Raw genomic sequence first — 25,886 nt, forward strand, 5'->3', positions numbered from 1 at the left:
AAATGCCGTGTCGGAGTCCTCCCATGATCAATGATTCCAAGCTGCTGCGTGCCGCCTTGATTTTCATTGCCTGTACTTCATTCATCGTCTGTGGTGTGCAACCCATTTTCATGGGCTTGGTCACCGAGCAACTGAGCCTGTCACTCGACCAGCAGGGCTGGGTGGTGTCGGTCGAGATGATCGGCATGACCCTGGGCACTTTGCTGTGCCCGATCCTAATGAAGCGCCACGGCGGGCGCAGCCTGTGCCTGTGGTTTGGCGCGCTGTGCGTGGCGCTGAGCATCGCCACGGCCTTCGCCAGCAGCAACACACTGTTGCTGGTCGTGCGCCTGGCAGCCGGCACCTGTGCGGGGCTGGTGTATGCCTATGCGGTCTCGACGCTGGGCCGTTTGCCCAACCAGGACCGTTCGTTCGGCTTGATGCTGCTCCTGCAGACGCCAGAGTATTCGCTGTTTTCCGCAGCGTTGCCGTTGCTCGCTGCACAGAGCGGGACGGTGACCGCGTTGTGCGCGTTCGGCCTGTGGTACCTGCTGATCTGCGGCGCGAGCCTGGTGTTGCCTCGTCGCCCGACGGTGTCGCTGGCAAGCGGCGAGGGCTCGTCGGCCCAAGGCGGCTCGGCGCGCACGGGGCGCACGGCGCTGGTGGGCATGCTGTTCATGCAGATCGCCATCTATTGCGTGTGGGGCTTCATCGACCAGCTGGCGCGTGACCAGGGCATCGACGCTGTCGATATCGGCTGGGCGTTTGGCCTGTCGGCCATTGGTGGCTTGCCTGGGGCCGGGCTGCCGAGCCTGCTGGGGGCGCGGGTCAACCGCCAGCTGATGATCGCGCTGGGGCTGATTGCGGTGTTCATCTCCATTGCCATGCTCACTGGCCACACCCGCACGCCAATGCAGCTGTTTGTGGCGCTGCTGCTGATCAACTTTGGCTGGGTGCTGTCGTTGTCGTACTACATGGCGCTGATCACCACCAACGACCCGACCGGCAAGCTCACGCCGCTGGTCAGCATTACCCTGATGGGCGCGGCGGCGGTGACACCGGCGCTGATCGCCCTGTTGGTGGAGGGCTCCAACCAGCAACTGATCTTCCTGCTGGGCACCGGGGCGCTGGTGATCGCCTTTGCCGTGACCTGCCTGGGGGCGGGCAGCAGGGAACTGCGCCGCAAGGCAGCGATCTGAACTGCAGTCTGAACCAGCCCGTGCGGGTGATGGTCATTCAATCGACACATTACCCCCCTACAGTCGGGACAGGAGCCTTGCACGGCTCCAGCCCGGCCAACCTGATGGGAACGCGCGCGCATGAAGGCAATGGACACTGCAACAGCCAGACGCAAAGGTATCAAGCTTCGCGCCACGGTGATCTACCGCAGGGATGGCGAGGTGCTGTTCGTACGCAAGCGCAATGCCAAATGGAACTTGCCTGGCGGTACGGTGGAGCGTGATGAAACGCCGTTGGAGGCGGCGCACCGCGAGATGGCCGAAGAAACCGGCCTGGCGTTCGACGAACTGCGCTACATCGCCGAGTTCAGGGAGGAGAAGGTCATCCACTACCTGTTTGAGGCCCGCAAGGCCGCAGCCAAGCCGCGCCCTTGCAACGAAATCGAGGCCTGCCGCTGGATCAAGCCAAAGGCGGTATCGAAGCGCCGGGTGAGGCGCCCGATCAAGACCATCCTCAAGCGCTGCGCTTGAGCCGGCGCCCTGGCAAGAACGCCCCGCGCTGACGGGGCGTTTGCCTTTCTACTGCAGCGTCGGCGGTTTGGCCGCCGCGGGCAATGCAGCCACTACAGATTCGATCCGCGCAATTTCACGCGCCAGCCGCTCGGCTTCCTCGTGTTCGCCTTCGGCCCTCAAGCGGTCCCGCTCGCGGCGCAGGTTGAGCAAATTCTTCTGCAAGGCCAGGCCGGCTTTATTGTATTGATCCATGTTTCTCTCATGCCATTGGCGTCCGTGCCGTTGTAGGAAAAACGGACCGTAACAGCCATAAAATCCTGCGGAAACTGAGGTTTCATACAGGAAAAGGCCGATACCACGATTCTGCCTACATAGCTCAAGTGAAACGTCCTACAAATCACCCTGCTAGCTGTTTCAAGTCATGTACATCAAACATCCTTCGGATGCCCGGATTTGCTGAGGATTGCGGGGCTGCACCCGGTTCACACGCAAGGGCAATGCAGCCACGGAGATTTCGCCCGTGGCTGAAACCTTATGTAGCAATTGTCAGACCGTCACCAGCACCTTGCCGACTTGCTGGTTGGCTTCCAGGTAGCGATGCGCAGCCTGGATCTCGTCCAGCGGGAACGTGCGGGCAATGATCGGCTCCAGTTCGCCGCTGGCCAGGCCATCGACAATGAACGCCTTGGCCCGCGCCAGCGCTGCCGGGTCGCTGACGATCTCGGCATACAGGTAGCCTTTGAGGGTCAGGCTTTTGCCCAGCACGGTGAACAACGGGAAGGGGGTTGGCTCGCTGCTCAGTGCGCCGTACTCCAGCAGGATGCCGCCGCGTGCCATGCTGGCGGTCAGTGCCTCGAAAGCCGGCCCGCCAACCGGGTCGAAGACCACGCGGGCGCCTTGCCCGTCTGTAAGTGCCATGACCCGCGTGACGATGTCCTCTTCGTCGCTGACGATCACATGGGCCGCGCCAGCCTCCAGCAGCGCCTGTGCCTTGGCGCGGCCACGCGTGATGGCTATGGCCGTGGCGCCGACCTTGCGCGCGATCTGGAAGGCGGCCAGGCCGACGCTGCTGGAAGCGGCGGTGACCAGTACGAAGTCGCCCTGGCTCAGCCTGGCCTGGTCGACCAGCGCTCCCCAGGCGGTCACATACTGCATCCACGAAGCAGCTGCCTGCTCATACGACAGGTTGGCCGGGTGTTTCACGGTCAGGTAGGCGGGGACGTTGATGACCTCGCCATAGGTGCCCCAGCGGGCGATGTCCAGTGGCGGAATCAGGCTGACCGCATCGCCCACAGCGAAGCCGCTGACCGCGCTGCCCATGGCCAGCACATCGCCTGCCGCTTCATAGCCCAGGCGGCTGGGGAACTCGGCCTGTTGCAGGTAGTGGTTGCTGCGGAACATCACCTCCGCACGGTTCAGGCCGATGGCTTTGACCGCGATCTGTACCTCGTCCGCCGCAGGTGCGGGTACTTCCAGGGTTTCAAGTTGCAGGACGCTGGCGTCGCCGTATTCATGGAATCTGACAATCCGAGACATGTTCACCTCTAGGCTGGTTGGGGCAGGTGTGCCCTGTGACAGGCACCAATCTAGGCATTGGGGGCGGGCTGAAAAAGGCCTAGGATGGCGTAACACTGGAAACAGGATGTTTGTAATGGACCGCCTCACGCAGATGGCCACCTTCGTCAAGGCGGTGGAACTGGGTTCGTTCAGCGCCGCCGCCGACGACCTGCGCCTGTCGCCGCAACTGGTCGGCAAGCAGGTCAAGCTGCTCGAACAGCACCTGGGCCTGTCGCTGCTCAACCGCACGACCCGCCGGCAGAGCCTGACCGACTTCGGGCGCGCCTACTATGAGCGCGCCAAGCTCATCCTCAACGATGTCGAGGCCGCCGAAAGCCTGGCCGCGGTCACCCGTGGCACGCCCAGCGGCCGGCTGCGCATCAATGCCCCGGTCACCTTCGGCATGCGCGCGCTATCGCCGCGTCTGCTGGAATACATGGTGCGCTACCCGCAAGTATCGGTGGAACTGGTGCTGTCCAACGACCTGGTCGACCTGGTCAACGGCAGCTACGACGCGGTATTTCGCGTGGGTGAGCTGGCCGACAGCGGGCTCAAGGCCATGCCGCTGGCGCCCTATCAATCGGTACTTTGCGCTGCGCCTGCCTACCTGGCGAGGCGCCCTGCAATCCAGCATCCGCTGGACCTGGCGCAGCACGAATGCCTGAACTTCGCTTATGCCGATGGCCGTTCGAGCTGGGTTTTCGAGGGGCCGGGCGGGCGTTTCGAGGTGCCGATTACAAGCAGATTGACCATCAATCAAGGCGACCCGCTGCTGGCGGCGGCCGTGGCTGGGTTGGGCGTGATGTTGCAACCGCTGGAACTGGTGCAGGATGCCCTGCGCGATGGCACCCTGGTCAGGGTGTTGCCGTTGTATCACTCGCCGGCTTCACCGATGCATGTGCTTTACGCGCACGATCGCCGCCTGACCCCCAAGCTGCGCAGTTTCCTGGACTTCGCGCGTGCAGCGTTCGGTGTTCAGGTCACTTGAAGAACTGGCTTGGCGTGATACCGAACTGGCGCTTGAACATGCTGGCGAACGCGCTGGGGCTGTCATAGCCCAGCGTGCCTGCCACATCGATGATGCGCTGGCCCAGGGCGATGCGCTCCAGTGCCTGCATCAGCCGCGCCTGCTGGCGCCATTGGCCGAAGGTCATGCCGGTTTCCTTGCGGAACAAGCGCTGGATGGTCTTCTCGTCGATGCCCAGGTGTGCACCCCAGTCTGCCAGGGTCGAGGTATCGTGTGGCCGCTCGTGCAAGGCCGAGCAGATAGCCCGCAGGCGTGCGTCGCTGGGATGCAGCAGCTTCAGCGGCAGGGTCGGCAGCACGCAGATCTCATCGAGGATCAGGCGCATGACCCGCGCCTCACGCGAATCCTCGACAAAAGGCCCCGCGAAGTCGACCGATGCCTTGATCAGTTCGCTGAGCAGCGGCGAAATACTGATGGCCTTGCTCTGCTGCGGCAGGCCAGCTGCCGCATCGGGGCGCACGAACACGCTGCGCATCTTCACGTCACCGACGCAGCGAATGGCATGCACCTGCCCGCAGGGCATCCAGATGCCGCGGCTGGGGGGCACGGTCCAGCGTTCGGCCTCGGATTCGACCAGCATCAGGCCCTTGATGGCGTAGATCAGCTGATGCTTGGCATGCGAGTGGGGGGCGATGAACCAGTCCGGCGGGTAGTCGGTTGCCCGGCTGCCCACCTCCCAGGTCCATTCATCGACCTCTGTCAGCAATTCGTGCTGGGGTTTGACCATGATGCTCTCGTACAGTCCGACAAGCGCGGCCATCTTAGCAGCAGCGGGTAGGGCGCGCCTTCGAGCGGGTTGCCGGCAGCAGTGCGGTGGCAAGGCCCAGCAGCGGCAGGAACGAGATCACCTGGTACACCCACTCGATGCCATGCAGGTCGGCCAGTTCGCCAAGGCCCGCAGCGCCGATGCCGCTGATGCCGAACATCAGGCCGAACATTACCCCCGACACCATGCCGACGCGGCCGGGCACCGCCTCTTGGGCGTACACCACCAGCGCAGCGAAGGCCGATGACATCACCAGGCCGATGGCCACTGCCAGTACGGCGGTCCAGGCCAGGTTGGCGTAGGGCAGGGCAAGGGCGAACGGGGCTACGCCGAGGAAGGAGATCCAGATCACCGCCTTGCGCCCGATGCGGTCACCCACTGGCCCACCGGCAAAGGTGCCCAGGGCCACTGCGGCGAGGAACACGAAGAGGTACAGCTGGCTTTGTTGCACGCTCAGGCCGAAGTGTTCGATCAGGTAGAAGGTGAAGTAGTTGGTGAACGACGCGATGTAGACGAACTTGGCAAACATCAACACGGCGATTACGCCCACGGCACGCCACATGGCGCCTTTCGACAGCCCAGGCGCCTGTTGCCCGGCCAGGCCTTTGAGCTGAGTCTGGCCGTGGCGGATGGTCCAGCCGGTGACACGCAGCAAAACGAAGATGGCCAGGCCGGCAGCCAGCATGAACCAGGCGATGGCTGGCTGACCGTGGGGGATAACGATGGCGGCGGTCAGCAGTGGGCCGATTGCCGAACCTGTGTTGCCGCCGACCTGGAAGGTCGACTGTGCGGTGCCGAAGCGCCCGCCGGAGGCCATGCGCGCCACCCGCGAGGCTTCCGGGTGGAAGGTCGCCGAGCCGATGCCGACCACGGCAGCGGCGCACAGCAGCATCTCGTAACTGTTGGCGAAGGCGAGCAGGGCGATGCCGACCAGGGTAAACAGCATGCCGGTAGGCAGCAGGTAGGGCATGGGGCGCTTGTCGGTGTACATGCCGACCCAGGGCTGCAGCAGCGAGGCGGTCACCTGGTAGATCAGGGCGATCCAGCCGATCTGGGCGAAACTCAGCGAGAAGTCGCTCTTGAGCATTGGGTAGATCGACGGCAGCACGGCCTGGATCAGGTCGTTGAGCAAGTGGGCGAAGGCGGCGGCGCCGACAATACGGACCAGGAAGCCCTGGGGTTGGTCGGCAGTGGTGGCGGACGGGGCCGAGGTGGCGGCAGGAGTCGTCATGGGCGTGGCTCTTTTTCGAGTGATGGCAAGGCATTGCCCGAAGGAGGTTATCCAGCCGGGCAATGCCTGTCTCACGTCGAACAGGCACTCACTGTCGCGTTTCGGACATTCAATCGGCCAGGGTGGCGTTGTCGATCACGAAGCGATACTTCACATCGCCCTTGAGCATGCGCTCGTAGCTCTCGTTGATCTGATCGGCGCGGATCAGTTCGATATCGGCGACGATCCCGTGCTCGGCGCAGAAGTCGAGCATCTCCTGGGTTTCGGCAATGCCGCCGATCATCGACCCGGCGATCGCCCGGCGCTTCATGATCAGGTTGAACACGTTCGGTGACGGGTGTGCCGTGGCCGGTGCGCCCACCAGGCCGAGGGTGCCGTCGCGCTTGAGCAGTACCAGGAACGCATCCAGCTCGTGGGGCGCCGCCACGGTGTTGAGGATGAAGTCGAACGACAACTGGTGCCTGGCCATTGCCTGGGTATCGCGCGATACCACGACCTCATCGGCACCCAGTGCCAGGGCAGCTTCGCGCTTGGATTCGGACGTGGTGAAGGCGACCACGTGCGCGCCCATGGCATGGGCCAGCTTGATGCCCATATGGCCGAGGCCACCGATGCCGACCACGCCGACTTTCTTGCCTGGCCCGGCACCCCAGTGGCGCAGGGGCGAGTAGGTGGTGATGCCGGCGCACAGCAACGGGGCCACGGCTGCCAGCTGGGCTTGTGGATGGCGCACGCGCAGTACGTAGCGCTGGTGCACCACGATCTGCTGCGAGTAGCCGCCCAAGGTCCAGCCCGGTTCGTCGGGGGTGGGGAAGTTGTAGGTGCCGATCATGCCGTTGCAATAGTTCTCCAGGCCCGCGTCGCAGTCGGCGCAGTGCTTGCAACTGTCGACGATGCAGCCCACGCCGACCAGGTCGCCGGGCTTGAAGCCTGTCACCTCGGTACCGACGGCCGTGACCCGGCCAACGATTTCGTGGCCGGGCACGCAGGGAAATTGAGTGCCTTCCCACTCGGAACGCACCTGGTGCAGGTCGGAGTGGCAGATACCGCAGTAGTCGATGGCGATCTGTACATCGGCGGCGCCGGGGGCGCGGCGGGTGATGCGGATCGGCTCAAGAGGGCGGTCGCTGGCGTGGGCGCCGTAGGCAATGACGTGCATGGGGGTGTCCTCGTTTGCGGGGGCGGGATGTGCAGCATGTCCGACCACCCTCGTGCAGAGGTAACTCGATCCGGCCGACGGATTGCCTGATTCTGCTGTTGCCTGTGCCGGCCTCTTCGCGGGCAAGCCCGCTCCCACAAGGGTTGCGCAAATCCTTGGAGATTGAGCAGGACAGTTGCTTGTACAGGTAGTGTTCGATCCCTGTGGGAGCGGGCTTGCCCGCGTAGAGGCCGGTACAGATTCCGACAATCAGCCAGGAAATAGGCTGCCCATACTGCTATGCCTAATCATGGCGCATTCACCCGCTCCAGGCCCCGGCGCCCCCGGAGCGCGTGTTTGGCACAGGTGCCGAGCTACTGGGAGGTGCCACATGCTCTTCATCATTCAATGGAGCATTGCCCCGGAAAACCGCAACGCCGTCATGGCCCGCTTCGCCAAGACCGGCGGCGTGCCGCCCGCCGAGCTGAAGGTCCATGGTCGTTGGCATGCGGTAGGCGAACTGCAGGGCTTTGCCGTGGTTGAAAGCAATGACCTGCAGCCGGTGTTGCACTGGACGCTGGACTGGAGTGACCTGATGCACATGCAGGTCTGCCCGGCGATGACCGATACAGAGCTGGCCCCGATACTGGCGGCCGCAGTGAGCAAGATGACGCACTGACAAGGTCATCAGGATGGCTGGGGTGTCGTGGCTTCTCTGGCCATCCACTTGAGCAATGCAGCGATCGGTACGCGGCGATGCACTTCGTGGCGCTGGGCGTCGCCATCATCGCCATAGCGCTCCCGATAACGGCTGACAATCAGTTCGCGCCCATCCGCCGAGACGCGGGCTTCGAGTTCGTGCAACAGCACCGGCTGTTCGGCCCCGCTTTCCACGCGGCGGAACAGTGAAACAGCCTCATTCACCGGCATGCCCTCCCTGGCAGTGGTCCGGGCGCTTGCCGGGTGCACCGAGCTTGCCTTCGACCACCCGGTTGGCGCGCTGTTGCGCGGTGTAATCGCGCAGGGCCCGGTAGTAATCTGGCTGGGTGCGCAGTTTGTCGGTCAGCGGCAACGCCTGCGCGCGGCCATCCACCACACCACCGGCCAAGGCCACGGTGCTCAAGGTTTCGACCGTATCGCTGTTGTCGCCGAACGGGTCCACCGCCAAGCCTAATACCCGGCCAGTCGCATCGCGCAGGTTGTGCGAGCCCAGCAGCGGCAGCTCGACGATCGGGCCATCGGCGATGTTCCACACGCCGAAGGTCTGGCCGAAGTCCGACTCATGGCGGGCAAGCCCCATCTTGCCGGAAACATCGATCAGGCCGGCCACGCCGAGGGTGGTGTTGAAGATGAAGCGGCTCAGGCTGGTCATCGCCCGTTCGCCGTTACCTTGCAGCACGTCGTTGACGAATACCTTTGGTTCACCGAAGTTGACGGCGAAGTTATGCATGCCTTGCTGGGCGAAGTTCGGCAAGGCGGTGTAGCCACGGGCGACCGGCGCCAGCAGGTAGTCGTCGACGCTGCGGTTGAAGGCGAACACGGCGCGGTTGGCGGGTTCGGCCGGGTCGCTGAGCTGATGGGCGACAGGGCCGCAGGCACTGGCCGGCGGGCGCTGGCTGCAGCCGCTGGCGGCAAGCAGCGACAAGGCCAGGACCGTGTTGCGGGCAGATGACCAGGCAGCAGAAGAGGTGGGCATAGGCACATTCCTGTGAAGAAGTGGCGCCGATGCTGCGGGGGATTGATTGCCTGGGAATGTCCGGATTATCTCGTGTCTGACACTTTGTTTCCGGGTTGAAATATATGACTGCGGCCCGGAGATGGCCTTACAGTAAGCACTCATTGCCTTTGTTCGCGGTACCTTTGTGTGAGCCATTTGCTGATTGTTGACGATGATGTTGAAGTACTCGACCTGCTGCAGAAGTTTCTCCGTCAGCACGGCTATGAGGTCGATGTGGCGCGCGATGGCAAGGGGCTCTGGCAAGCCCTGGAGCGGCGGGTGCCTGACCTGGTGATTCTCGATGTGATGCTGCCGGGCGACAGTGGCCTGGTGCTGTGCCAACGTTTGCGCGCCGAGCACAAGGTGGCGGTGATCATGCTCACGGCCATGGCAGAGCTGAGCGATCGCGTGGTCGGCCTGGAGCTGGGGGCAGATGATTACCTGACCAAACCATTTGCCGCCCGCGAGCTGCTGGCGCGGGTGCGAGCGGTGTTGCGCAGGGTAAGCGAAGCATCGGCCGGCGGGGCCGCTAACCCGTGCACGGTGCTGGAGTTTTCTGGCTGGCAACTGGATGTGCTGCGGCGTGAGCTGCGTTCGCCAGAGCAGGTCATGATTCCGCTTTCCAACGGTGAGTTCGAGCTGCTGCTGGTGTTTGCCGAGCACCCGCGGCGGGTGCTCAGCCGCCAGCAATTGCTGGACCTGGCCCGGGGTGAAGCCTACGAGGCCTATGACCGCAGCATCGACGTCCAGGTCAGCCGGCTGCGGCGCAAGCTGGAGGGTGAAGCTGGCACTCAACCGCTGATCCGCACCATGCGCAACGTCGGCTACCTGTTCACTGCCAGCGTGGTCAGGCGATGAGCCTGCTGAGCAGGCTGCGCAAGGCCCTGCCGCGGCCACGGATCACCATCGCCCGCTGGATAGCCCTGACCACCCTGACCGCGATGCTCATCCTGCTATTGCTCAAAGTGCTGTTCAGCCTGTTGCTGAGCGTTTGGGCGCAGCCGCCATTGCTGGAAAGCGGGGTGATCGACAAGGTTGCCACCGTTACCCGCATTCTCGATGCTGCGCCGGTCACCCAACGGGCTAGTATCGCCAGTGCTGCGGGGGACGGTTCTTACACCGTGCAATGGTTGCGCAGCCATGACGAAGCCAATGTGCCTGTGCTGGTCGATGCTGAGTTTCGCAAGGGCGCGCCAACCCTGCGCGCATTGCTGAAACGGCCCGATGCACGGATTCAGGCTTTCGAGCCGTCCGATCTGCCGGAGTATGCACCGGCGCGCGGCTACGCCCTGATGATCGAACTGAGTGACAAGAGTTGGGTGCTGTACCGTGCCACGGACCGCAGCTGGGGGCTGGACGAACTGCCGCGCAACCTGATCATCCTTGCCTTGATGCTGGCGTCCAGCCTGCTGGTCGCGCTGTTCGCCACACGCTATCTGGCCCGTCCGCTCGAACGCTTCGCCGAAGGCGCGCGGCGTTTTGGCAAGGACTTCAACGCCCCGCCGATCCCGGTAGTCGGCCCCCATGATCTGCGCCAGGCAATACTCGCCTTCAATGCCACCCAGGCGCAGCTCAGGCACTTTGTGAATGACCGCACACAAATGCTGGCGGCGATTTCCCACGACTTGCGTGCGCCCTTGACGCGCATGCGCCTGCGCGGCGAGTTCATCGAGGACGGCGAATTGCAGGCCAGGCTGTTCAGGGATGTTGACGAAATGCAGGCCATGGTCGATGCCGCGCTGGAGTTCTTCCGTGATGATGCGCGGCTTGAGCAAACCACGGCGTTCGACCTGGCAGAGATGCTGCAAACAGTGGTGGACGACTTCAAGGACGCGGGCATCAAAGTTGCGCTCGATGCACCGCGGCGCTGTGTCTACGTCGGGCGGCCCGTGGGTATCAAGCGGGTGCTGGTGAACCTGGTCGACAACGCGGTCAAGTATGGCCTTGCGCCTGAGATGCGCCTGGCGGTCACTGCCGAGCAACTGGAAATCACGGTGCTGGACCGCGGGCCGGGTATTGCGCCGGAATTGCAGGAGCGGGTATTCGCGCCATTTTTCCGTATAGAGGGTTCGCGTAATCGCGACACCGGTGGCGTCGGGCTTGGCTTGCCTGCGGTGCGCGCGATTGTGCTGGAGCAGGGAGGCAGCGTGACCCTGGCCAATCGCTTGGGCGGCGGGCTGGAGGTCAAGGTCAGCTTGCCTGTGGGCTGATCAGAGGCCCAGGTCGCTCAGCCCCGGGTGGTCGTCCGGGCGCCGGCCGAGCGGCCAGCGGAACTTGCGCTCTGCTTCAGTGATAGGGTGTTCGTTGATGCTGGAAAAGCGGTTCTGCATCAAGCCATCTTCGGCGAACTCCCAGTTTTCGTTGCCATACGCTCGGAACCACTGACCGCTGTCGTCATGGTATTCGTAGGCATAGCGCACGGCGATTCGGTTGCCGGTGAAGGCCCACAGTTCCTTGATCAGCCGGTATTCCAGTTCATGGTTCCACTTGCGGGTCAGAAACGCCTCGACCTCGGCGCGGCCACGGGGGAACTCGACGCGATTGCGCCAGGCGGTATCGACGGTATAGGCCAGTGCGACTTTGGCAGGGTCGCGGCTGTTCCAGCCGTCCTCGGCGAGGCGGACCTTCTGGATGGCGGTTTCGCGGGTGAAGGGAGGCAGTGGAGGGCGGGACATCGGGGTGGCTCCTGGGGACTGGTTGGCAGGAAGTAGCGTAGTACTCGCTGGCGTGCCCGAGAATCGGTGCGCTTGGCATTTCATTATTGCGGCAGGTGGAATAAACGGCTTGCGAGCGTCCTGACCCTCGCTTGCATTCAGGGCTCGACTTCGTCGACGTAAGCATCGAAGAACCAGTCGGGTATTTCTTCGGCCCGATATTGCAGTTCGGTACCTTCAGTGATTTCCGCCAGCCAGACCGCGTGATCACCCGAGTTGTCGAACACGTAGGCGCGGTTGCTGACGGCGATGGCATCCGGCAACAAGTCCAACGCGCGTGCGTAGCGTTTTCTTACGAGATCTGGCCTGACTGGATGGCCACCCTCCTGCACACGAATCTGTACCCGGTCGATATTGATTTCAGGGTTTTCAGTTGAGACGAAGTAGAGGTAGGTGCGGTAGCCACACGCTTGGGCGTTCTGCATGAACTCGATCTTGCTGGGGTGCGACATGACCGTTTCGAAACTGAAGCTGACGCCTTCAACGAGCAAGCGTTGCCGAATGAGGTCAGAAAGGACGGAGGCGAAATAGGAATTCACCTCGATCTGTCGATAGTCGACTTTAGTGCCGTGCTTCCCCAGCATTCTGGCTTCGTCAGTCAGTTGCTTCTGCTGTATCAGGTAATGATCGATGTGAAATAAAACCAGTTCAGCCAGGCTGATTTCGATACCGAAGACTGCCAGGTCGATAAAACCAGTGATTCTGGCTTCTCTTTCCAATTCGTCGGCATTGACAAAAATTCGCGTGAGGGCTGCGGGCAGGTCAGCTTTGATCGTACTTTTGCCAGATCCATTGGGACCAGCGAAAACGCGAAGCCTGGGGGCCTTCACTGGGCCGGATTCTCACTGACCTTCCTGACGCTGATCTTCTCGCCAACATTGACTTTTCGCCGGGGTCTGGCATTGGCGACTACCGTTTTGGAGCCGTCAGCAGCAACCCGCACGAGATGACCATCATCAGTACGTAGTACGCCATGGAGGCTCACCTGCAGCGCCCGCAGATAAGCGGAATGCGTTGCTTCGGTGGCACAGTCGGGAATCAACTGCTCCAGTGCGTCAAGCTCGATTTCAGTGGCATGCTTGGCTTTTGCAGCCATGGGTAGATACCTCCAGACAACCTGAAACAGATTGTAAGCGTGAGAGGCATCATAGCGCTGGCTCGGTAAAAAGGCATCAAAGGATGGCATGGTGGCGGTCCCGAAAAAGGTCGTGCCTGAGTCTGGCACAAAGGCGCTTAGCTGTTTTCGCCACGACGTGTAGTCCAATTCTGCTTCGTTGCGCTTGCGGAGCATATCCAGGGCTTTACCTATGGCGCGATCCACACGGCGCGGCTAGTGTCACTGGATTGTCCAGCGAGGCATCGAGCATGAACAGGACGTCAATTGCAGCGATCGGGCTGCTGGCAGTGAGTCTGGCCGCCAATGCCGAAGAAGGCGAGCGAGAGGGGGACTATTGGTATGTGCAGACCAGCGCCTATACCAAGCACTGGACCCACGACCCGGAGCACAACAACCACCAGGAACTGTTCGGCATCGAGCGTATCTATACCGACGGCTTGCTGTGGGGCGCAGCGACCTTCAAGAACTCGTTCTCCCAGCGGTCGTACTACGCCTACCTGGGCAAGGTCTGGGAACATGAGCGCTATCCGGTCTATGCCAAGCTGAGCGCCGGGTTGATCGAGGGCTACAAGGGCGAGTATGACGACAAGATTCCGTTGAACCACTTCGGCGTCGCGCCGGTGATCATTCCATCGTTCGGGGCTCACTGGGGGCCAGTGGGGGCCGAGTTCGTGGTGCTGGGAGGGGCTGCGGGGATGGTCAACGTCGGGTTGCGGTTCTGATCTTCTACAGGTTGGCGAGGGCCATTGTAGGAGCGGCCTTGCCGGGGCGCCGGACCGGCAAGGCCGCTCCTACAGAGCCATCTCAGTCGGCAGCCAGTGCTACCCCAGCCTTGTTGCGCCCACCGAGCCACACCAGCAGCAACCCGGCAGCCGCCAGCACGCCGCCGGCCATCGGTACTGCAGCGTAACCAAGGTTCAGGCTGATCACCGCGCCGCCCAAGGCCGCGCCTACGGCGTTACCCAGGTTGAACGCACCTACGTTGATCGACGACGCCAGCCCAGGTGCCTCGATGGCGGCGGTCATCACCCGCATCTGCAGCGGTGGCACCACCGCGAAGGTGAACATGCCCCACACCAGCAAGGCGATGGCGGCGCCGACATGGCTGCCCAGTACCAGTGGCATCAGCAGCATGATCAGCGCAAGCAAGCCGAGGAAAATCTTCGCCGCACCCTCCAGTGACCAGTCAGCCAGGCGGCCACCCAGGCTGTTGCCCAAGGTGAAGCCTACGCCGATCAGCACCAGGCCAAGGGTGACGAAACTGTCCGAGGCACCGGTCAGTTCCGCCAGCACTGGCGCCACGTAGGTATACAGGGTGAACATGGCGCCAGCCCCCAGCACCGTGGTTGCCATCGCCAGTAGCACGCTGGGGCGGGCGATCACCGCCAGTTCCTTGCGCACATGCGGCACGCTGCCGCGTTCACCCTTGGGCAGGGCGTACCACAGGGCGGCCATGGCCAGCAGGCCGAGAACCGCCGTGCCGGCGAAGGCCATGCGCCAGCCGACTTGCTGGCCAACCCAGGTGGCAGCCGGCACACCGCCGATGTTGGCGATGGTCAGGCCCATGAACATGGTCGCCACGGCGCTGGCCTGTTTTTCCTTGGGCACGACGCTGGCGGCCACCACGGCACCAAGGCCGAAGAAGGCCCCATGGTTGAGGCTGGTGACCAGGCGCGAGGCGAGCAGGCTGTAGTAGTCCGGTGACAGTGCCGAGAGCAGGTTGCCCAGGGTGAAAATCGCCATCAGGGCCATCAGCGCTGCGCGTTTGCCGAAGCGGCTGAACAGCAAGGTCATGATCGGCGCCCCGACCATCACGCCGATGGCATAGGCGGTAATCAGCATGCCGGCGCTGGGGATGCTCACGTCGACGCCCTGGGCGATCACCGGCAGCAGGCCCATCGGGGTGAACTCGGTGGTGCCGATGCCAAAGGCACCGATGGCCAAGGCGAACAGCACCCGAGCAGGCTTCATTGTGCGGGCTTCACTGGCAGTGCCCAGGGGTTGCAGGGGCGTGGTCATGGCATCAGTCCCAGATCGGTGCCAGGCCTTCAGGGCTGACTTCGCGGCCATTGCGCTCGAGTTTGGCGATACGGGCCATGTCCTCGTCGTCCAGGCGCAGGTCGCGGGCGAGCAGGTTGCTGGCCAGGTTCTCGCGTTTGGTCGAAGACGGGATAACCGCATAACCCTGCTGCATGGCCCAGGCCAAGGCGACTTGGGCGACAGTGGCCTTGTGCTTGTTGGCGATCTCGGTCAGCACCGGGTCTTTCAGGACCTTGCCGTAGGCCAGGGTCATGTACGAGGTGACGGTGATGCCTTGTTCCTTGAGGAACGCCGTCAGCTTGCTGTTCTGCAGGTACGGGCTGAGCTCGATCTGGTTGGTGGCGATTTCGCCTTTGCCGACCACGGCGATGGCCTGGCGGGTCAATTCGATATTGAAGTTGGACACGCCGATCTGGCGGCTCAGGCCCAGCTTCTTGGCCTCGGCAAGGGCTGCCATGTATTCGCCCAGTTCGACGCCGTTGCCCGGAGCCGGCCAGTGGATCAGCAGCAGGTCGACGTAGTCGGTGCGCAGTTTCTGCAGGCTGTCGCGCAGGCTGGGGATCAGCTTGTCGGCGGCGTAGTTTTCAACCCAGATCTTGGTGGTGATGAACAGCTCGCTGCGCGGTACGCCGCTTTCGGCGATGGCCTGGCCGACATCGGCTTCGTTCTGGTAGATCTGCGCGGTGTCGATGACTCGGTAGCCCAGTTCAAGGGCGGCCTTCACCGAGTCGATGACGGCCTGGCCCTTGAGGCGGAAAGTACCGAGGCCGAAGGATGGAATGCTCATGGGATCTGCTCCTGATGAATGAACGTCGGACCGAACCGAGCCGTGTGGCTCGGACTCGATCACTGTTCGAGTGCGGAGCAGTGTGCGGGTTTCAGCGCGATTGATTAAGGCAGCGCTCAGCTAAGGTCATTTGTCCTGAAATCACGAATAGGCCATTGGCTCATGCAAAACCGATAAGGCGGCACCTTCAATTCTCGATAAGCGCCGAGGTGGATTGCAGTAACCATAGCCGGCTCAGGTCCGCTACCTGACGCTCCAGCGTTGACTGCACGCCGATGCGCTGTGCCTCACGGTCCTGCCGCAGCAAAGTGTCGAGAACACCCAGCAAGTCACGATCCTTGCTGCTGGAAGTTTTGTTGTTGAGGTCTGATGTCTCGATGCCTTTCTGGTAGGTGCGAACTCGTTCTTTCTGGGTCGCCTGCTGCGACACACTGGCATCTGTCATCACACCCTTGCGCCAGCCCAGGCGAGTAGTGCTGTTCGACTGGTCGTTGACTTCGTGGTAGCGATAATTCTGTGATTCGTTGTCACGGGTCAGCTGCAGGTCCATCCCTGGGTTAAGTCCTTCGTGCCATGCGGCCCGCAGGTTGGCCTGTTGTTGCTGCTCCACGCGAAGGTTGGGGTCGGTATCGATCCTGGTCGACTGAGAAGCCTGGTAGCTGAAACCATCTGCCTCCTCCGGCTTCAGGGGATTTGGCTGCTTCGTGGGCTGGCTGATCGATGCGTTGAAGTCGGCCAGGCCGCTGAGCAGCAATCGGCTGTTCTTGTTCAGGGCCACGGCCGAGTTGGCCGGGCGGGTGTGGTTGTCATCGACGCTGTTGAGCTGGCTGAAGGCATCCTTGAAAAGGCCCATCAGTTGTTTGTCGCCGTGGCCACGCTGCTGCGCGGCGTCAAACTGATTCAAGTAGTTGGCCAGCGCCGCCTGGCGCATGGCTTGGCTCCCCAGCAACTCGCCGCCCTGGGTGTCGAAGCTCATCTTCACCTCGCCACTGGGGCCCTGCAGTTTCAAGCTGCGCGTCTGGTCGTCCAGGCGCAGTTCGAAGGTTTGCGGTTCGCCGCTGCTGGTGACCAGCTGCGCGTCGAGTTGCAGGCCGGTGAACAGCGTCGGGTCGAGCTTGACCAGCGCGCCGAGCTGGAGGCTTGGCGGTTCCTGGGTCAGGCCGTTGATGGCCGACTGGAAGCTGCCAGCCAGCGCTGCCAGGCCATCCAGCTCCTTGGCGTTGAGCGTGCCGCCCTGAACCTGTGCATTCACGGCCAGGCCTTGCTCGCTGCTGTACAGGCCCAGGGTCACGGTGGCGCCGGAAGCGGTGGTGAGGCTGAAGGTGATGCTGTTGCTGGCGTATTCGCGCAGCCCCGACTGCTGCAGGCCCAGGATCAGCGGGTTTGGCGCGGACGCGTCGTTCACCAGTAGGCCGGATTGGGCGATGGTCGCACCGCCATTGGCGGCCAGTTGCGCCATCAGCGCTGCCCCCAGGCCCTGGAAGCGCGCGCTGGTCGAGCCCGATTGAATGGCAGCGGCCATGTACTGGCTAAGCTTGTCGACACCTGGCGCTTCCCAGACATAGCGGCTGGAGATGTTTTGCAGGGTGCCTTTGGCGGAGTAGATGTCGCTGTCCATGCCGATCAATTGCTGGCCGAGGACCACCTGTGTACTCGCCTGCGTCAACGTGCTGGCGACCTGGCTGGTCGCGTTCAACTGGGAAGTCGCGGCAGGCGTGACCTGGACGGGGAGGGGGCGAACGGCAGCAATCGGATTCATCATCAGCGTTCCATGCAGATTCTGTGGGTATCAAGGCTATCGGCGCGGCCTCAGGAAACCTGAGTGTGTATTGCGTACAAACGAAACGGCCCGCCATAAAGGCGGGCCGTGGGCATTGCCGGCAACGATCAGCGGCGGCGGAACAGCGGCAGCGGTTCGTCGGTGGCGCCCTGGTAGGTCACCGAGAAGTCCTTCAGGCTTTGCAGCGCGTCTTCCGGGTCTTTGTCGGCACGGATGGCGAACGCGTCGAAGCCGCAACGGGCCATGAAGAACAGCTGGTCACGCAGTACGTCGCCAATGGCGCGCAACTCGCCCTTGAAGCCGTAGCGGTCACGGAGCAGGCGCGCATTGGAGTAGTTGCGCCCGTCGGTGAAGGCCGGGAAGTTCAGGGCGATGACCTGGAAGTGCTGCACGTCGTCGCCGATTTCTTCCGCCTGCTCGTCGCTGTCCAGCCACACGCCCAGGCCGCCGTCGCGGGCCTTGAGCACGTGGGCATGGTCGCGCCACATCTGCAGCGGGACGATGTAGTCGTCGCAGTTGCTCAGTTCGTCGAACGAGAAGTCCTTGGGCAGCAGGTGCCAGGTTTCGTCGACGATCTGGTTGTTCTTAATGATTCGCTGCATAGACGCGTTCCTTGAAGGGGTCGATGCCGATACGCTGGTAGGTGTCGATGAAACGCTCTTCCTCGGTACGTTGTTCGACGTACACGGCGATCAGCTTCTCGATCACATCGGCCATGTCATCCTGGGCGAAGGACGGGCCGAGGATCTTGCCCAGGCTTGCGTCGCGCGCGGCGTTGCCGCCCAGCGATACCTGGTAGAACTCCTCGCCCTTCTTGTCCACCCCGAGGATGCCGATGTGGCCGACGTGGTGGTGGCCGCAGGCGTTCATGCAGCCGGAGATGTTCAGGTCGATCTCGCCGATGTCGAACAGGTAGTCCAGGTCGTCGAAACGGCGCTGGATGGATTCGGCGATCGGGATCGACTTGGCGTTGGCCAGCGAGCAGTAATCACCACCCGGGCAGCAGATGATGTCGGTCAGCAGGCCGATGTTCGGCGTGGCGAAGCCGCCCTCGCGCAGTTCCATCCACAGCGCGTGCAGCTGGCGCTGCTCTACGTCGGCGAGGATGATGTTCTGCTCGTGGGAGGTGCGCAGGAAGCCGAAGCTGTAACGCTCGGCGAGGTCCGCCACGGCGTCCAGCTGTTTGTCGGTCAGGTCGCCAGGGGCAACGCCGGTAGGCTTCAGCGACAGGGTTACCGACACATAGCCTGGGCGCTTGTGGGCGCGGGTGTTGCGCGAGCGCCAGCGGGCGAAGCCTGGGAATTCGGCGTCCTGGGCGCTGTAATCGACGTTGTCGAGGGCCAGGTAGTCCGGGTCGACGAAGTGGCGCGACACGCGCTGGACTTCTGCTTCGGTCAGGGTGGTGCTGCCGCCACGCAGGTGGGCCATTTCGGCCTCGACCTTCTCGGCGAACACTTCCGGGGTCAGCGCCTTGACCAGGATCTTGATCCGCGCCTTGTACTTGTTGTCACGGCGACCGTAACGGTTGTACACGCGCAGGATGGCGTCGAGGTAGCTGATCAGGTCCTGCCACGGCAGGAACTCGTTGATGAACGAGCCGACCACCGGAGTACGGCCCAGGCCGCCACCGACCAGCACGCGGAAGCCCAACTCGCCAGCGGCGTTGCGCACCGGCTCCAGGCCGATGTCGTGGACTTCGATGGCGGCACGGTCTTCCTTGGAGCCGTTGATGGCAATCTTGAACTTGCGCGGCAGGTAGGCGAATTCCGGGTGGAAGGTGGTCCACTGGCGGACGATTTCGCACCATGGGCGCGGGTCGACGATTTCATCTGCGGCAACACCGGCGAACTGGTCGGTGGTGGTGTTGCGCAGGCAGTTGCCGCTGGTCTGGATTGCGTGCATCTGCACGGTGGCCAGCTCGGCGAGGATGTCCGGGATGTCTTCCAGCGCCGGCCAGTTGTACTGCACGTTCTGGCGCGTGGAAATGTGGGCGTAGCCCTTGTCGTAGTCGCGGGCGATCTTGGCCAGGGTGCGAACCTGGGTGGCGTTCAGCTGGCCGTACGGCACGGCGACACGCAGCATCGGCGCGAAACGTTGGATGTAAAGGCCGTTCTGCAGGCGCAGAGGGCGGAATTCTTCTTCGCTCAGCTCACCGGCCAGGTAGCGGCGGGTCTGATCACGGAACTGCTTGACGCGGTCCTCGATGATCCGCTGATCGTACTCGTCGTATACGTACATAAAAGTCCTGTCTCAGGCTGCATGCAGCTATTCGCGCGCACGGCCGCGCACTCCGGTTCGGAGCCGGGGAACGATAGCAGGTTGGGTTTATGCGCTAAAGTGATGTTTTTGCATATGAAAAGAACCAAACGAACTAAGTGAGACTGACTGGCATTTGTTACCCCCGAGTGCGACAGGTTTATACTCGGTGGTTTGTTTCAATGGGTGTATCCGCATGCTCAAGGCGCTTTGCCAAAGCTTGTGCCTGAGCCTGCCACTGGCAGCCTCCGCTCAGGCCGCTTCTGTGGTTTTTCTCAATCCTGGTCAGTCAAACGAGACGTTCTGGACCAGTTACGCGCGCTTCATGCAGGCTGCTGCCGATGAGCTGGGCATGACGCTGCGGGTGGAGTACAGCGAGCGTAATGCCGAACGTGCGTTGAACCAGGCGCGCACGATCCTCCAGGGCCCGCAGCGGCCCGATTACCTGGTGCTGGTCAACGAGCAGTACGTGGCGCCAGAGGTCATCCGCCTGTCCCGAGGGACCGGGGTCAAGCTGTTCCTGGTCAACAACGGCCTCACCAGCAGCCAGGCCAAGAGCATCCTGGCCCAGCCGGACAAGTACCCTGCAGTGTTGGGTACCTTGACCGCCAATGATGAGCAGGCCGGTTTCCGCATGTTGCATGAGATGGTCGCCTCGCTGCCGCGCAGCAACGAACCGATCGACCTGGTGGCGTTCTCCGGGGTCAAGACCACGCCGGCCTCGCAGTTGCGCGAAGAAGGCATGCGCCGCGCTCTGGCCGACTTCCCCCAGGTGCGTCTGCGCCAGGTGGTGTATGGCGGCTGGAGCCGCGAACGGGCCTATGAGCAGGCGCAACAGCTAATTCAACGCTACCCCGAGACCCAACTGGTGTGGGCAGCCAACGACCAGATGGCCCTGGGTGCCATGCGGGCGTTCGAGGAAGCTGGACGCAAGCCGGGGCGCGATGTGGTGTTCAGCGCTGTCAACAGCTCGCCAGAGGCCTTGCGAGCACGTATTGACGGGCGCCTGAGTGTACTGATGGGAGGGCACTTCACCTTGGGCGGCTGGGCGATGGTCATGTTGAGTGACGATGCCCATGGCATTGCGATCGACCGTGACGGCCTGCGCGAGCACAGCATGCCGGTGCTGCAGTCGATTGATCAGGTGAAGGCCAAGCGCTGGCTCAAGTTGCTTGAACAGGACGATCTCGGTATCGACTTCAAGGCGTACAGCGCCCAAGGGCACCCGGCAGGGTATCAGTACCCGTTCCTGACATCGCCCATGGCCTATTGAATGCGCCATTCCCGGGAGAATTAAGTACCGCTGGCAGGCACTCGAGGTTTGCTGAGATGACAGCTCCTTTTTTCCGGAGCCTGTCATGTCTGAATTGCCAGCAGCCGATAGCGCGATCTCGCCTGAAGCCGATCCCCTCATCACCTTGTATCCCCGTGGTTATGCCCCGACCCTCCTGACGGCTGATGAAAGCCGCGCTGCAGATCTGTTTGCCAAGGCGCAGGAGGTGCTGCGAGCCTTCTATGGGAGCCTCGACAAACCACAGCGTGCCCGGCTGGACGCTCTGTATGGTACGCCCCGAGTTGGCGCTGAAGCGCTCGGCCAGATTATCGAAGCCACCAAGGCACAGGTTGGCCAGCACCTTGCCTCCCTGTCTGCGCGCGAGGTGAGCGTGGATGACGTGCGTATCCACACCGCGCGCGTGGCACACCCTTCGATGAGCGAACCCTTGTGGACGTGGCTTTCGCGCGGAACGCCGATCCAGCTTGCGTCCCCGCGCCTGACCAAAGATGCGAACGATTTTGTCGGCAACAGCTGGCTGACACTCAACGGCGAACGCTTTGCCAAGCAAGATGGGAGCCCGGTCACGGTCGATGAGGTCATCGGCATGGGGCGCCAGCTTGATATCGGCCAGTCGATAGCCAGCCAGTGCGAGGCTTGGGTCGCCCAGCGAGAAAACGCCTTGATGATTCGCCGCGAGTCGAATGCCAATTTCGAGATCGCTTTGCTCGACGCCTTGAAAGTGGGCCGGATCAGCGCGGTGCAATATCAGCGGCTGCAGGCGAGCGCGGGTTTGTCGCTGGCAGGAGTTTTCAGCCATGGGTTACCGGTCATTGGCCAAGTGTTGCACCAAGGCAACTTCATGCTGCGAGTGGAGGGGCACGATTTGCCGGCGTTCGTGCTGAAGGCAGCCGGCGACGACTTTGTCTATGTCGCAACCCTCCCCGAAGGCAGGCTCTTTTTGCCCGACCCCAATGCTGGTTTCACGGCGATGCAGGTATTCACCCAAGCGTTTCGCCAGGATCTTTGGAGCACCCGGCGTAACCGTGCGGGCTGGTCGTGGTCACTGCTCACGCCATCGGCACAGCTGGCGGTCAGTATCAGGCTACCGCAGCCACTGCCGCAGAGTATCCGCTACCCGGCGACCGCCTACTGGGCGCAAGGTGCTGGCGTCTATGCGAGCAAGGCCGATTACGAGCGCGCGGCGAACGACGTTCGCTTCACGGCACCCTATCCACTGTCGCGCAGTTCGGTCGTCGACCGATTGGCTGGGTTTTACGCCGCCCTGCTGGCTGGCCGGGTCAAAGACCATTTTACGCCCAATCAGGCAAGCAGCCTGGAGCATGCCAAACGTATCGGCCTGGAGCTGCTTGCCTTCGTGCTCGATACCGTTCTGATTGCGGTACCTGGCAATGTGAAGTTTCCGGGCCGCGCGTTACTGTTCAAAGCCATGTTTGCCAAGCAGTTGGCCATTGATCTGCCGCTGAGCGTCGTGCAGTCGAAGTGGGATGAGGCGGCAGAGGTCATGGTGGACTTTTTCGAGACGGTGTTGGAGATGCAGGCCGGCAGGAAGGCCGGCCTGCTGGTGAAGTCGCGCATCGATAAGCTGAATCGGGTGTTGTTACCTGGCCGCGCGCCGGGTGCCGATGTGCCTGCTTCGGCGCTTCAGCGCTTGCGCAACATGCTGCCTCCAGAGCTGCGCGGGCTGGACGATGCCGCGTTGTCGGCGGTGTTGCATCAGGCGCGCGTCGGCAAGCCTGCGTTGGATGCCATGTGGCAAGGCAAGGCCGAAATGGACATGGGGCTTGCAGCCTCCGCGGACAAGGCGGTCAGCCGGGAACTCATTGCGCGCACAGCCTTGCTGCTGGAGACGCCACGCTACACGCAACTGCCGGAAACCGTGGAGTGGCCAGTGGTCGGCTGGCTGGCCAACAGGCTGGATACACGCATCAGTGTCGAGGACGCGCAAGGTACTTCGCTCAGGATATTCGAGCCACAGACACGCGGGCAGGCGACGCGTGACGTGGTGCTGATCCGGCATGGCGATTGGCATTACGGCATGAATGAAGAAAACAGCGATGGCGCAATGGCCGATTCGCTGTTTCATTTCGTGCAGGCGCCACCTGCCTCCAAAGAAGGCAGCGACAACCGCGGCACTGCCGCAATTGCGTTGAGAGAAGAAGTGGCCGAGCAGTTCAAGCGTCCGGCAAGCGAGTATTTGCTTGAGCGCGCCATTCATCACGGCACGCGCCCTCGTGCCGCAGTGCTAGCGGGCGAGGGGGCGTTACTGGCGGTGTCGGTGGATGGAAATGAAAGCGTCCCTGAAGGCGGGCTTCAGGGTTTCGCAGCGCGTGCAGTCAGTGCGCAATGTGAGCGCTGCGTGGCTCGCCCTGGCAGCCAGGCAAACCTTGCAAAGGCCCGCTATCAGGCCGACCTCGCAGCCTTGGCTGGCGGCCCGGGGCCGTCCGGCTACCAATCGCTGACTCATGAGGCGCGGGCACTTTACCTGGGTGGCATGCTTCGTCTGTTGAACGAGAAGGGGCTAGGCCAGAGGGTTGCCATTCGGATTCGGTCGGGCGGTATCAGCCTGGAGGCCTGGGGTGATGAGCAAGCACCTCAGGTACTGGTGTTGGAGCGCAGAGGCAACGAGGGCGCTTATACCTACAGAGGTATTTTCAGTGACGGTGATCAGGTATTGCCAGCAGCTGACAGCCGAACGCCCTTGAGTGACATCGTGCTGCGCGTGATGAACGACAACGCTCGCGACAGCCTTGGGATCAATATCGGTGATGCTCAGGCACTGAATCGGGCAGTGATGGAAAAGGTGTTGGCCGATTCTGGCAGCCCTGTAGCGCCGGGCAGCCTGAAAGGTGTGGACTTGCGTACCGACCCTGAGCTGGATGCCTGCCAACAGGCCCTGACGCTGTCCGAGATGCCAGGCGCGGACGGCACGATAGTGCAAGGCGGCAAGGCTTGGTTGCCGTGGCGGGGCGGTGCACTGGAAGTGCGCCAGGAAGGCCTGTCATGGCGCGTGCAGGGGCCAGGCACGGCGCGCGGGCCGCTGCTGCATCGGGGGTATGGCGAGTGGCGCCGCTTGCAGGAACCCTTGGACGCGGTGGCCGGGCTGGTTGACGGCCCGGTAGCGGGTGTGGCCGTGGTGACCCGGTTGAAGGCGATGCATGCCCGGAACCCGCTGGCGCGCATCTACCATGACACCGCAGACAATGCCGGAGGCGGCGCAAGCTACATCGCGTTTCGGGGATTGAACACCACCTTTTACCGGATCAAGCCCGCAGAGGTCGCGGCGCAGGAAGTAGAGTTGGTGCGGCCTGCCGGCACCGGCGGTGGCGTATGGCTGCATCGCTTGCCATCGGGCATCTGGGCACCTGCACGGACCCTGCCCGGCGGGATGGACAACAATGACGAGTTGCCCTGGCGCCCATGGGTCAGGCCCGGTTCGCAGCAGGTCCCGCGTACATTGGGCTTGGAGGGTTCTGTGCACGAAGCAACCTTCAGCCTGGCGGGTGGTACGCACAAGGCTGCTAACCGTTTCTATCCGTTCGTACGCCACTTCAGCCGTCGCACCGAGTTCGACAGGCTTCTTTCGAGGGCCCCTCAAGACGTGCAGCGAGGCAGCGACAGCGCCAACATTGCTGCCAAAGTCGAGCTGTTTCACAACCAGTGGCGTTTGCCAGTGGACATCACGGCGCTGCGCTTCTTCCGCATGCCGGGGGAGATTACCTCGGAAGCCAAGCAAATCAATGGGGCGCTGATCGCTGATCTGGTGTCTGCACAGCAGGCGGGGCAGCCGTTGATCACGCGGGTGCTGGAGCCGATGTCAGGCTCCGGGTTCTACAGCAATTTTGTCAGGGCAGCCGGGTTTCGAGGTGAAGTCAGGGTCAACGATATCAGCCCGCTGGTGGCCTTGGCGCAAGCGGAAATCGTTCGTCAGCCAGACCGGGTGAAGCACCATGTCCATGCAATCAAGCAAGCATTGGTTGAACTTTGGCAGGCCGACAACGCTGACTTTGCGTTTGACCCGCAGACGCTGAAGATCCGGTTTCCCAACGGTGACGCTTCACGTGAATTCGTCAACTCGGTACAGGTCAGGCGTTTTCGAGACGATGTACGGCACTACTTCTATTCGACGGTAGAGACTCAGTACAGACTGATCGATGGGAACATCGTGATAGCGCCCGACTCGTCGTTTCTGGCGGATCCTGTCAACGGCGAGGCGGAGGCAAGGGCTTACATCGCCGCTGCGTTCTATATCATGCAGAATAACTCCGCCCGGCACCGTGCGCCGGTGGAGATCAATGAACTGGGCCGGCTCGATCTGCCGATGTCAATCGTCGTCAGAGACGGGAATGCCGGCTCGGTGCTGTTGTTGCCCAGCGGCCTGGCAAATCTGGACGGCCTCAACTACCTCAGTTACCTCCATGCCCACGAGCGAGGACACACGTTCTTTTCCAGGGGCGACGGCTGGCAGATGTTCAGGGTTGTAGAGGGTGAAAGCAACCTGGGAGACCTGGCCATACTCAGTGGGCACTTCAGTGATGTGTACTTGGATGAAGTGCAATTCATGAGAAAGGTCGAAGAGCATGTCATGCCCTTTGTCCATAACCATGGCAGGGTGATCATCACCAACGCCTATTCACCCTACAAGGAGCGTGCCTTCCTGGCGCTGGGGCTACGGGTGTTCGTACTGGAGAACAGGCGCAATGGTTTCTTGCTTGTGGTGAATGATGCGGTGGCCAGGGATGCCGGCCTTGCCAATGTTTGAATGGGCGTTGGTGGCGCTTTGCGCGTCATC

At 62.5% G+C, this 25,886-nt stretch carries 24 protein-coding genes; 9 read left to right on the forward strand and 15 right to left on the reverse strand.

Annotation, left to right across the window (positions count from 1 at the left end):
• The first annotated feature begins 23 nt into the window (after positions 1–23).
• Complete coding sequence (locus BUQ73_RS08630) at positions 24–1,178, forward strand: MFS transporter (protein ID WP_079227463.1); 1,155 nt, start codon at positions 24–26, stop codon at positions 1,176–1,178.
• A 129-nt stretch (positions 1,179–1,307) separates the two neighbouring features.
• Positions 1,308–1,688 (forward strand): NUDIX domain-containing protein, encoded by a 381-nt coding sequence (locus BUQ73_RS08635; RefSeq protein ID WP_237772757.1) that lies wholly within the window; start codon positions 1,308–1,310, stop codon positions 1,686–1,688.
• Between the two features lie 48 nt (positions 1,689–1,736).
• Here the strand turns inward: BUQ73_RS08635 and BUQ73_RS08640 are convergent, their stop codons facing one another.
• Together BUQ73_RS08640 and BUQ73_RS08645 are read right to left on the reverse strand one after the other, a co-directional pair.
• Positions 1,737–1,922, reverse strand: coding sequence for a hypothetical protein (locus BUQ73_RS08640; protein WP_079227465.1), 186 nt, complete (start codon positions 1,920–1,922; stop codon positions 1,737–1,739).
• Positions 1,923–2,216: 294 nt separating this feature from the next.
• Positions 2,217–3,206 (reverse strand): zinc-dependent alcohol dehydrogenase family protein, encoded by a 990-nt coding sequence (locus tag BUQ73_RS08645; protein ID WP_079227466.1) that lies wholly within the window; start codon positions 3,204–3,206, stop codon positions 2,217–2,219.
• 115 nt (positions 3,207–3,321) lie between these two features.
• Between BUQ73_RS08645 and BUQ73_RS08650 the strand changes: the two genes are divergently transcribed.
• A complete protein-coding gene (locus tag BUQ73_RS08650) occupies positions 3,322–4,215 on the forward strand; it encodes a LysR family transcriptional regulator (protein WP_079227467.1) in 894 nt (297 codons plus the stop codon).
• On the opposite strand, the gene BUQ73_RS08655 is transcribed toward BUQ73_RS08650, so the two are convergent.
• The 3 genes from BUQ73_RS08655 to BUQ73_RS08665 all read right to left on the reverse strand — a co-directional run bounded on the left by BUQ73_RS08655 (position 4,208) and on the right by BUQ73_RS08665 (position 7,410).
• Entirely contained in the window at positions 4,208–4,981 is a 774-nt protein-coding gene (locus tag BUQ73_RS08655) for an AraC family transcriptional regulator (protein ID WP_060486168.1), read from the reverse strand. The genes BUQ73_RS08650 and BUQ73_RS08655 overlap by 8 nt on opposite strands.
• Before the next feature lie 34 nt (positions 4,982–5,015).
• Entirely contained in the window at positions 5,016–6,251 is a 1,236-nt protein-coding gene (locus tag BUQ73_RS08660; RefSeq protein ID WP_079227468.1) for an MFS transporter, read from the reverse strand.
• 109 nt (positions 6,252–6,360) lie between these two features.
• A complete protein-coding gene (locus tag BUQ73_RS08665) occupies positions 6,361–7,410 on the reverse strand; it encodes an NAD(P)-dependent alcohol dehydrogenase (protein WP_079227469.1) in 1,050 nt (349 codons plus the stop codon).
• 370 nt (positions 7,411–7,780) lie between these two features.
• Here BUQ73_RS08665 and BUQ73_RS08670 point away from each other — a divergent pair, with 370 nt between their 5' ends.
• A complete protein-coding gene (locus tag BUQ73_RS08670) occupies positions 7,781–8,068 on the forward strand; it encodes a DUF3303 domain-containing protein (RefSeq protein WP_027919839.1) in 288 nt (95 codons plus the stop codon).
• A gap of 8 nt (positions 8,069–8,076) precedes the next feature.
• On the opposite strand, the gene BUQ73_RS08675 is transcribed toward BUQ73_RS08670, so the two are convergent.
• Positions 8,077–8,313 carry a hypothetical protein gene (locus tag BUQ73_RS08675; RefSeq protein WP_079230511.1) on the reverse strand — a complete coding sequence of 79 codons (237 nt, stop codon included), beginning with the start codon at positions 8,311–8,313 and terminating at the stop codon, positions 8,077–8,079.
• Positions 8,306–9,085 carry a VacJ family lipoprotein gene (locus BUQ73_RS08680; RefSeq protein ID WP_079227470.1) on the reverse strand — a complete coding sequence of 260 codons (780 nt, stop codon included), beginning with the start codon at positions 9,083–9,085 and terminating at the stop codon, positions 8,306–8,308. The genes BUQ73_RS08675 and BUQ73_RS08680 overlap by 8 nt, the downstream gene beginning before the upstream one ends.
• Positions 9,086–9,253: 168 nt before the next feature.
• Here BUQ73_RS08680 and BUQ73_RS08685 point away from each other — a divergent pair, with 168 nt between their 5' ends.
• Together BUQ73_RS08685 and BUQ73_RS08690 are read left to right on the forward strand one after the other, a co-directional pair.
• Positions 9,254–9,964, forward strand: a complete 711-nt coding sequence (locus BUQ73_RS08685) for a response regulator (RefSeq protein WP_079227471.1) — start codon at positions 9,254–9,256, stop codon at positions 9,962–9,964.
• The gene (locus tag BUQ73_RS08690; protein WP_079227472.1) at positions 9,961–11,316 is read left to right on the forward strand and encodes a sensor histidine kinase; all 1,356 of its coding nucleotides are present in this window, start codon (positions 9,961–9,963) and stop codon (positions 11,314–11,316) included. The genes BUQ73_RS08685 and BUQ73_RS08690 overlap by 4 nt, the downstream gene beginning before the upstream one ends.
• On the opposite strand, the gene BUQ73_RS08695 is transcribed toward BUQ73_RS08690, so the two are convergent.
• The 3 genes from BUQ73_RS08695 to BUQ73_RS28590 all read right to left on the reverse strand — a co-directional run bounded on the left by BUQ73_RS08695 (position 11,317) and on the right by BUQ73_RS28590 (position 13,111).
• Positions 11,317–11,781, reverse strand: a complete 465-nt coding sequence (locus tag BUQ73_RS08695) for a DUF1348 family protein (protein WP_079227473.1) — start codon at positions 11,779–11,781, stop codon at positions 11,317–11,319.
• A gap of 137 nt (positions 11,782–11,918) precedes the next feature.
• The gene (locus BUQ73_RS08700) at positions 11,919–12,650 is read right to left on the reverse strand and encodes a zeta toxin family protein (protein ID WP_079227474.1); all 732 of its coding nucleotides are present in this window, start codon (positions 12,648–12,650) and stop codon (positions 11,919–11,921) included.
• Complete coding sequence (locus BUQ73_RS28590) at positions 12,647–13,111, reverse strand: DUF416 family protein (protein ID WP_237772758.1); 465 nt, start codon at positions 13,109–13,111, stop codon at positions 12,647–12,649. The genes BUQ73_RS08700 and BUQ73_RS28590 overlap by 4 nt, the downstream gene beginning before the upstream one ends.
• A gap of 74 nt (positions 13,112–13,185) precedes the next feature.
• On the opposite strand from BUQ73_RS28590, the gene BUQ73_RS08710 reads away from it, so the two are divergent.
• On the forward strand, positions 13,186–13,659 hold the full coding sequence (locus BUQ73_RS08710) for a sn-glycerol-3-phosphate transporter (protein WP_079227475.1): 474 nt from the start codon (positions 13,186–13,188) through the stop codon (positions 13,657–13,659).
• A gap of 82 nt (positions 13,660–13,741) precedes the next feature.
• Here BUQ73_RS08710 and BUQ73_RS08715 read toward each other — a convergent pair whose 3' ends face one another.
• From BUQ73_RS08715 to BUQ73_RS08735, 5 genes are all read right to left on the reverse strand, one after another.
• Positions 13,742–14,908, reverse strand: a complete 1,167-nt coding sequence (locus tag BUQ73_RS08715; RefSeq protein WP_079230513.1) for an MFS transporter — start codon at positions 14,906–14,908, stop codon at positions 13,742–13,744.
• Positions 14,909–14,960: 52 nt separating this feature from the next.
• Positions 14,961–15,764, reverse strand: coding sequence for a 2,5-didehydrogluconate reductase DkgB (gene dkgB / locus BUQ73_RS08720; RefSeq protein WP_079227476.1), 804 nt, complete (start codon positions 15,762–15,764; stop codon positions 14,961–14,963).
• Between the two features lie 187 nt (positions 15,765–15,951).
• Entirely contained in the window at positions 15,952–17,526 is a 1,575-nt protein-coding gene (locus tag BUQ73_RS08725) for a hypothetical protein (protein WP_237772759.1), read from the reverse strand.
• A 125-nt stretch (positions 17,527–17,651) separates the two neighbouring features.
• A complete protein-coding gene (locus BUQ73_RS08730) occupies positions 17,652–18,146 on the reverse strand; it encodes a DUF934 domain-containing protein (RefSeq protein ID WP_027919848.1) in 495 nt (164 codons plus the stop codon).
• Positions 18,130–19,782 (reverse strand): nitrite/sulfite reductase, encoded by a 1,653-nt coding sequence (locus tag BUQ73_RS08735; RefSeq protein ID WP_079227477.1) that lies wholly within the window; start codon positions 19,780–19,782, stop codon positions 18,130–18,132. The genes BUQ73_RS08730 and BUQ73_RS08735 overlap by 17 nt, the downstream gene beginning before the upstream one ends.
• 214 nt (positions 19,783–19,996) lie before the next feature.
• On the opposite strand from BUQ73_RS08735, the gene BUQ73_RS08740 reads away from it, so the two are divergent.
• Together BUQ73_RS08740 and BUQ73_RS08745 are read left to right on the forward strand one after the other, a co-directional pair.
• The gene (locus tag BUQ73_RS08740) at positions 19,997–21,073 is read left to right on the forward strand and encodes an ABC transporter substrate-binding protein (RefSeq protein ID WP_079227478.1); all 1,077 of its coding nucleotides are present in this window, start codon (positions 19,997–19,999) and stop codon (positions 21,071–21,073) included.
• An 85-nt stretch (positions 21,074–21,158) separates the two neighbouring features.
• Positions 21,159–25,856, forward strand: a complete 4,698-nt coding sequence (locus BUQ73_RS08745; protein WP_079227479.1) for a hypothetical protein — start codon at positions 21,159–21,161, stop codon at positions 25,854–25,856.
• Positions 25,857–25,886 lie beyond the last annotated feature (30 nt).

The organism is Pseudomonas putida (assembly GCF_002025705.1).
In the GTDB taxonomy this organism is placed as follows: domain Bacteria; phylum Pseudomonadota; class Gammaproteobacteria; order Pseudomonadales; family Pseudomonadaceae; genus Aquipseudomonas; species Aquipseudomonas putida_J.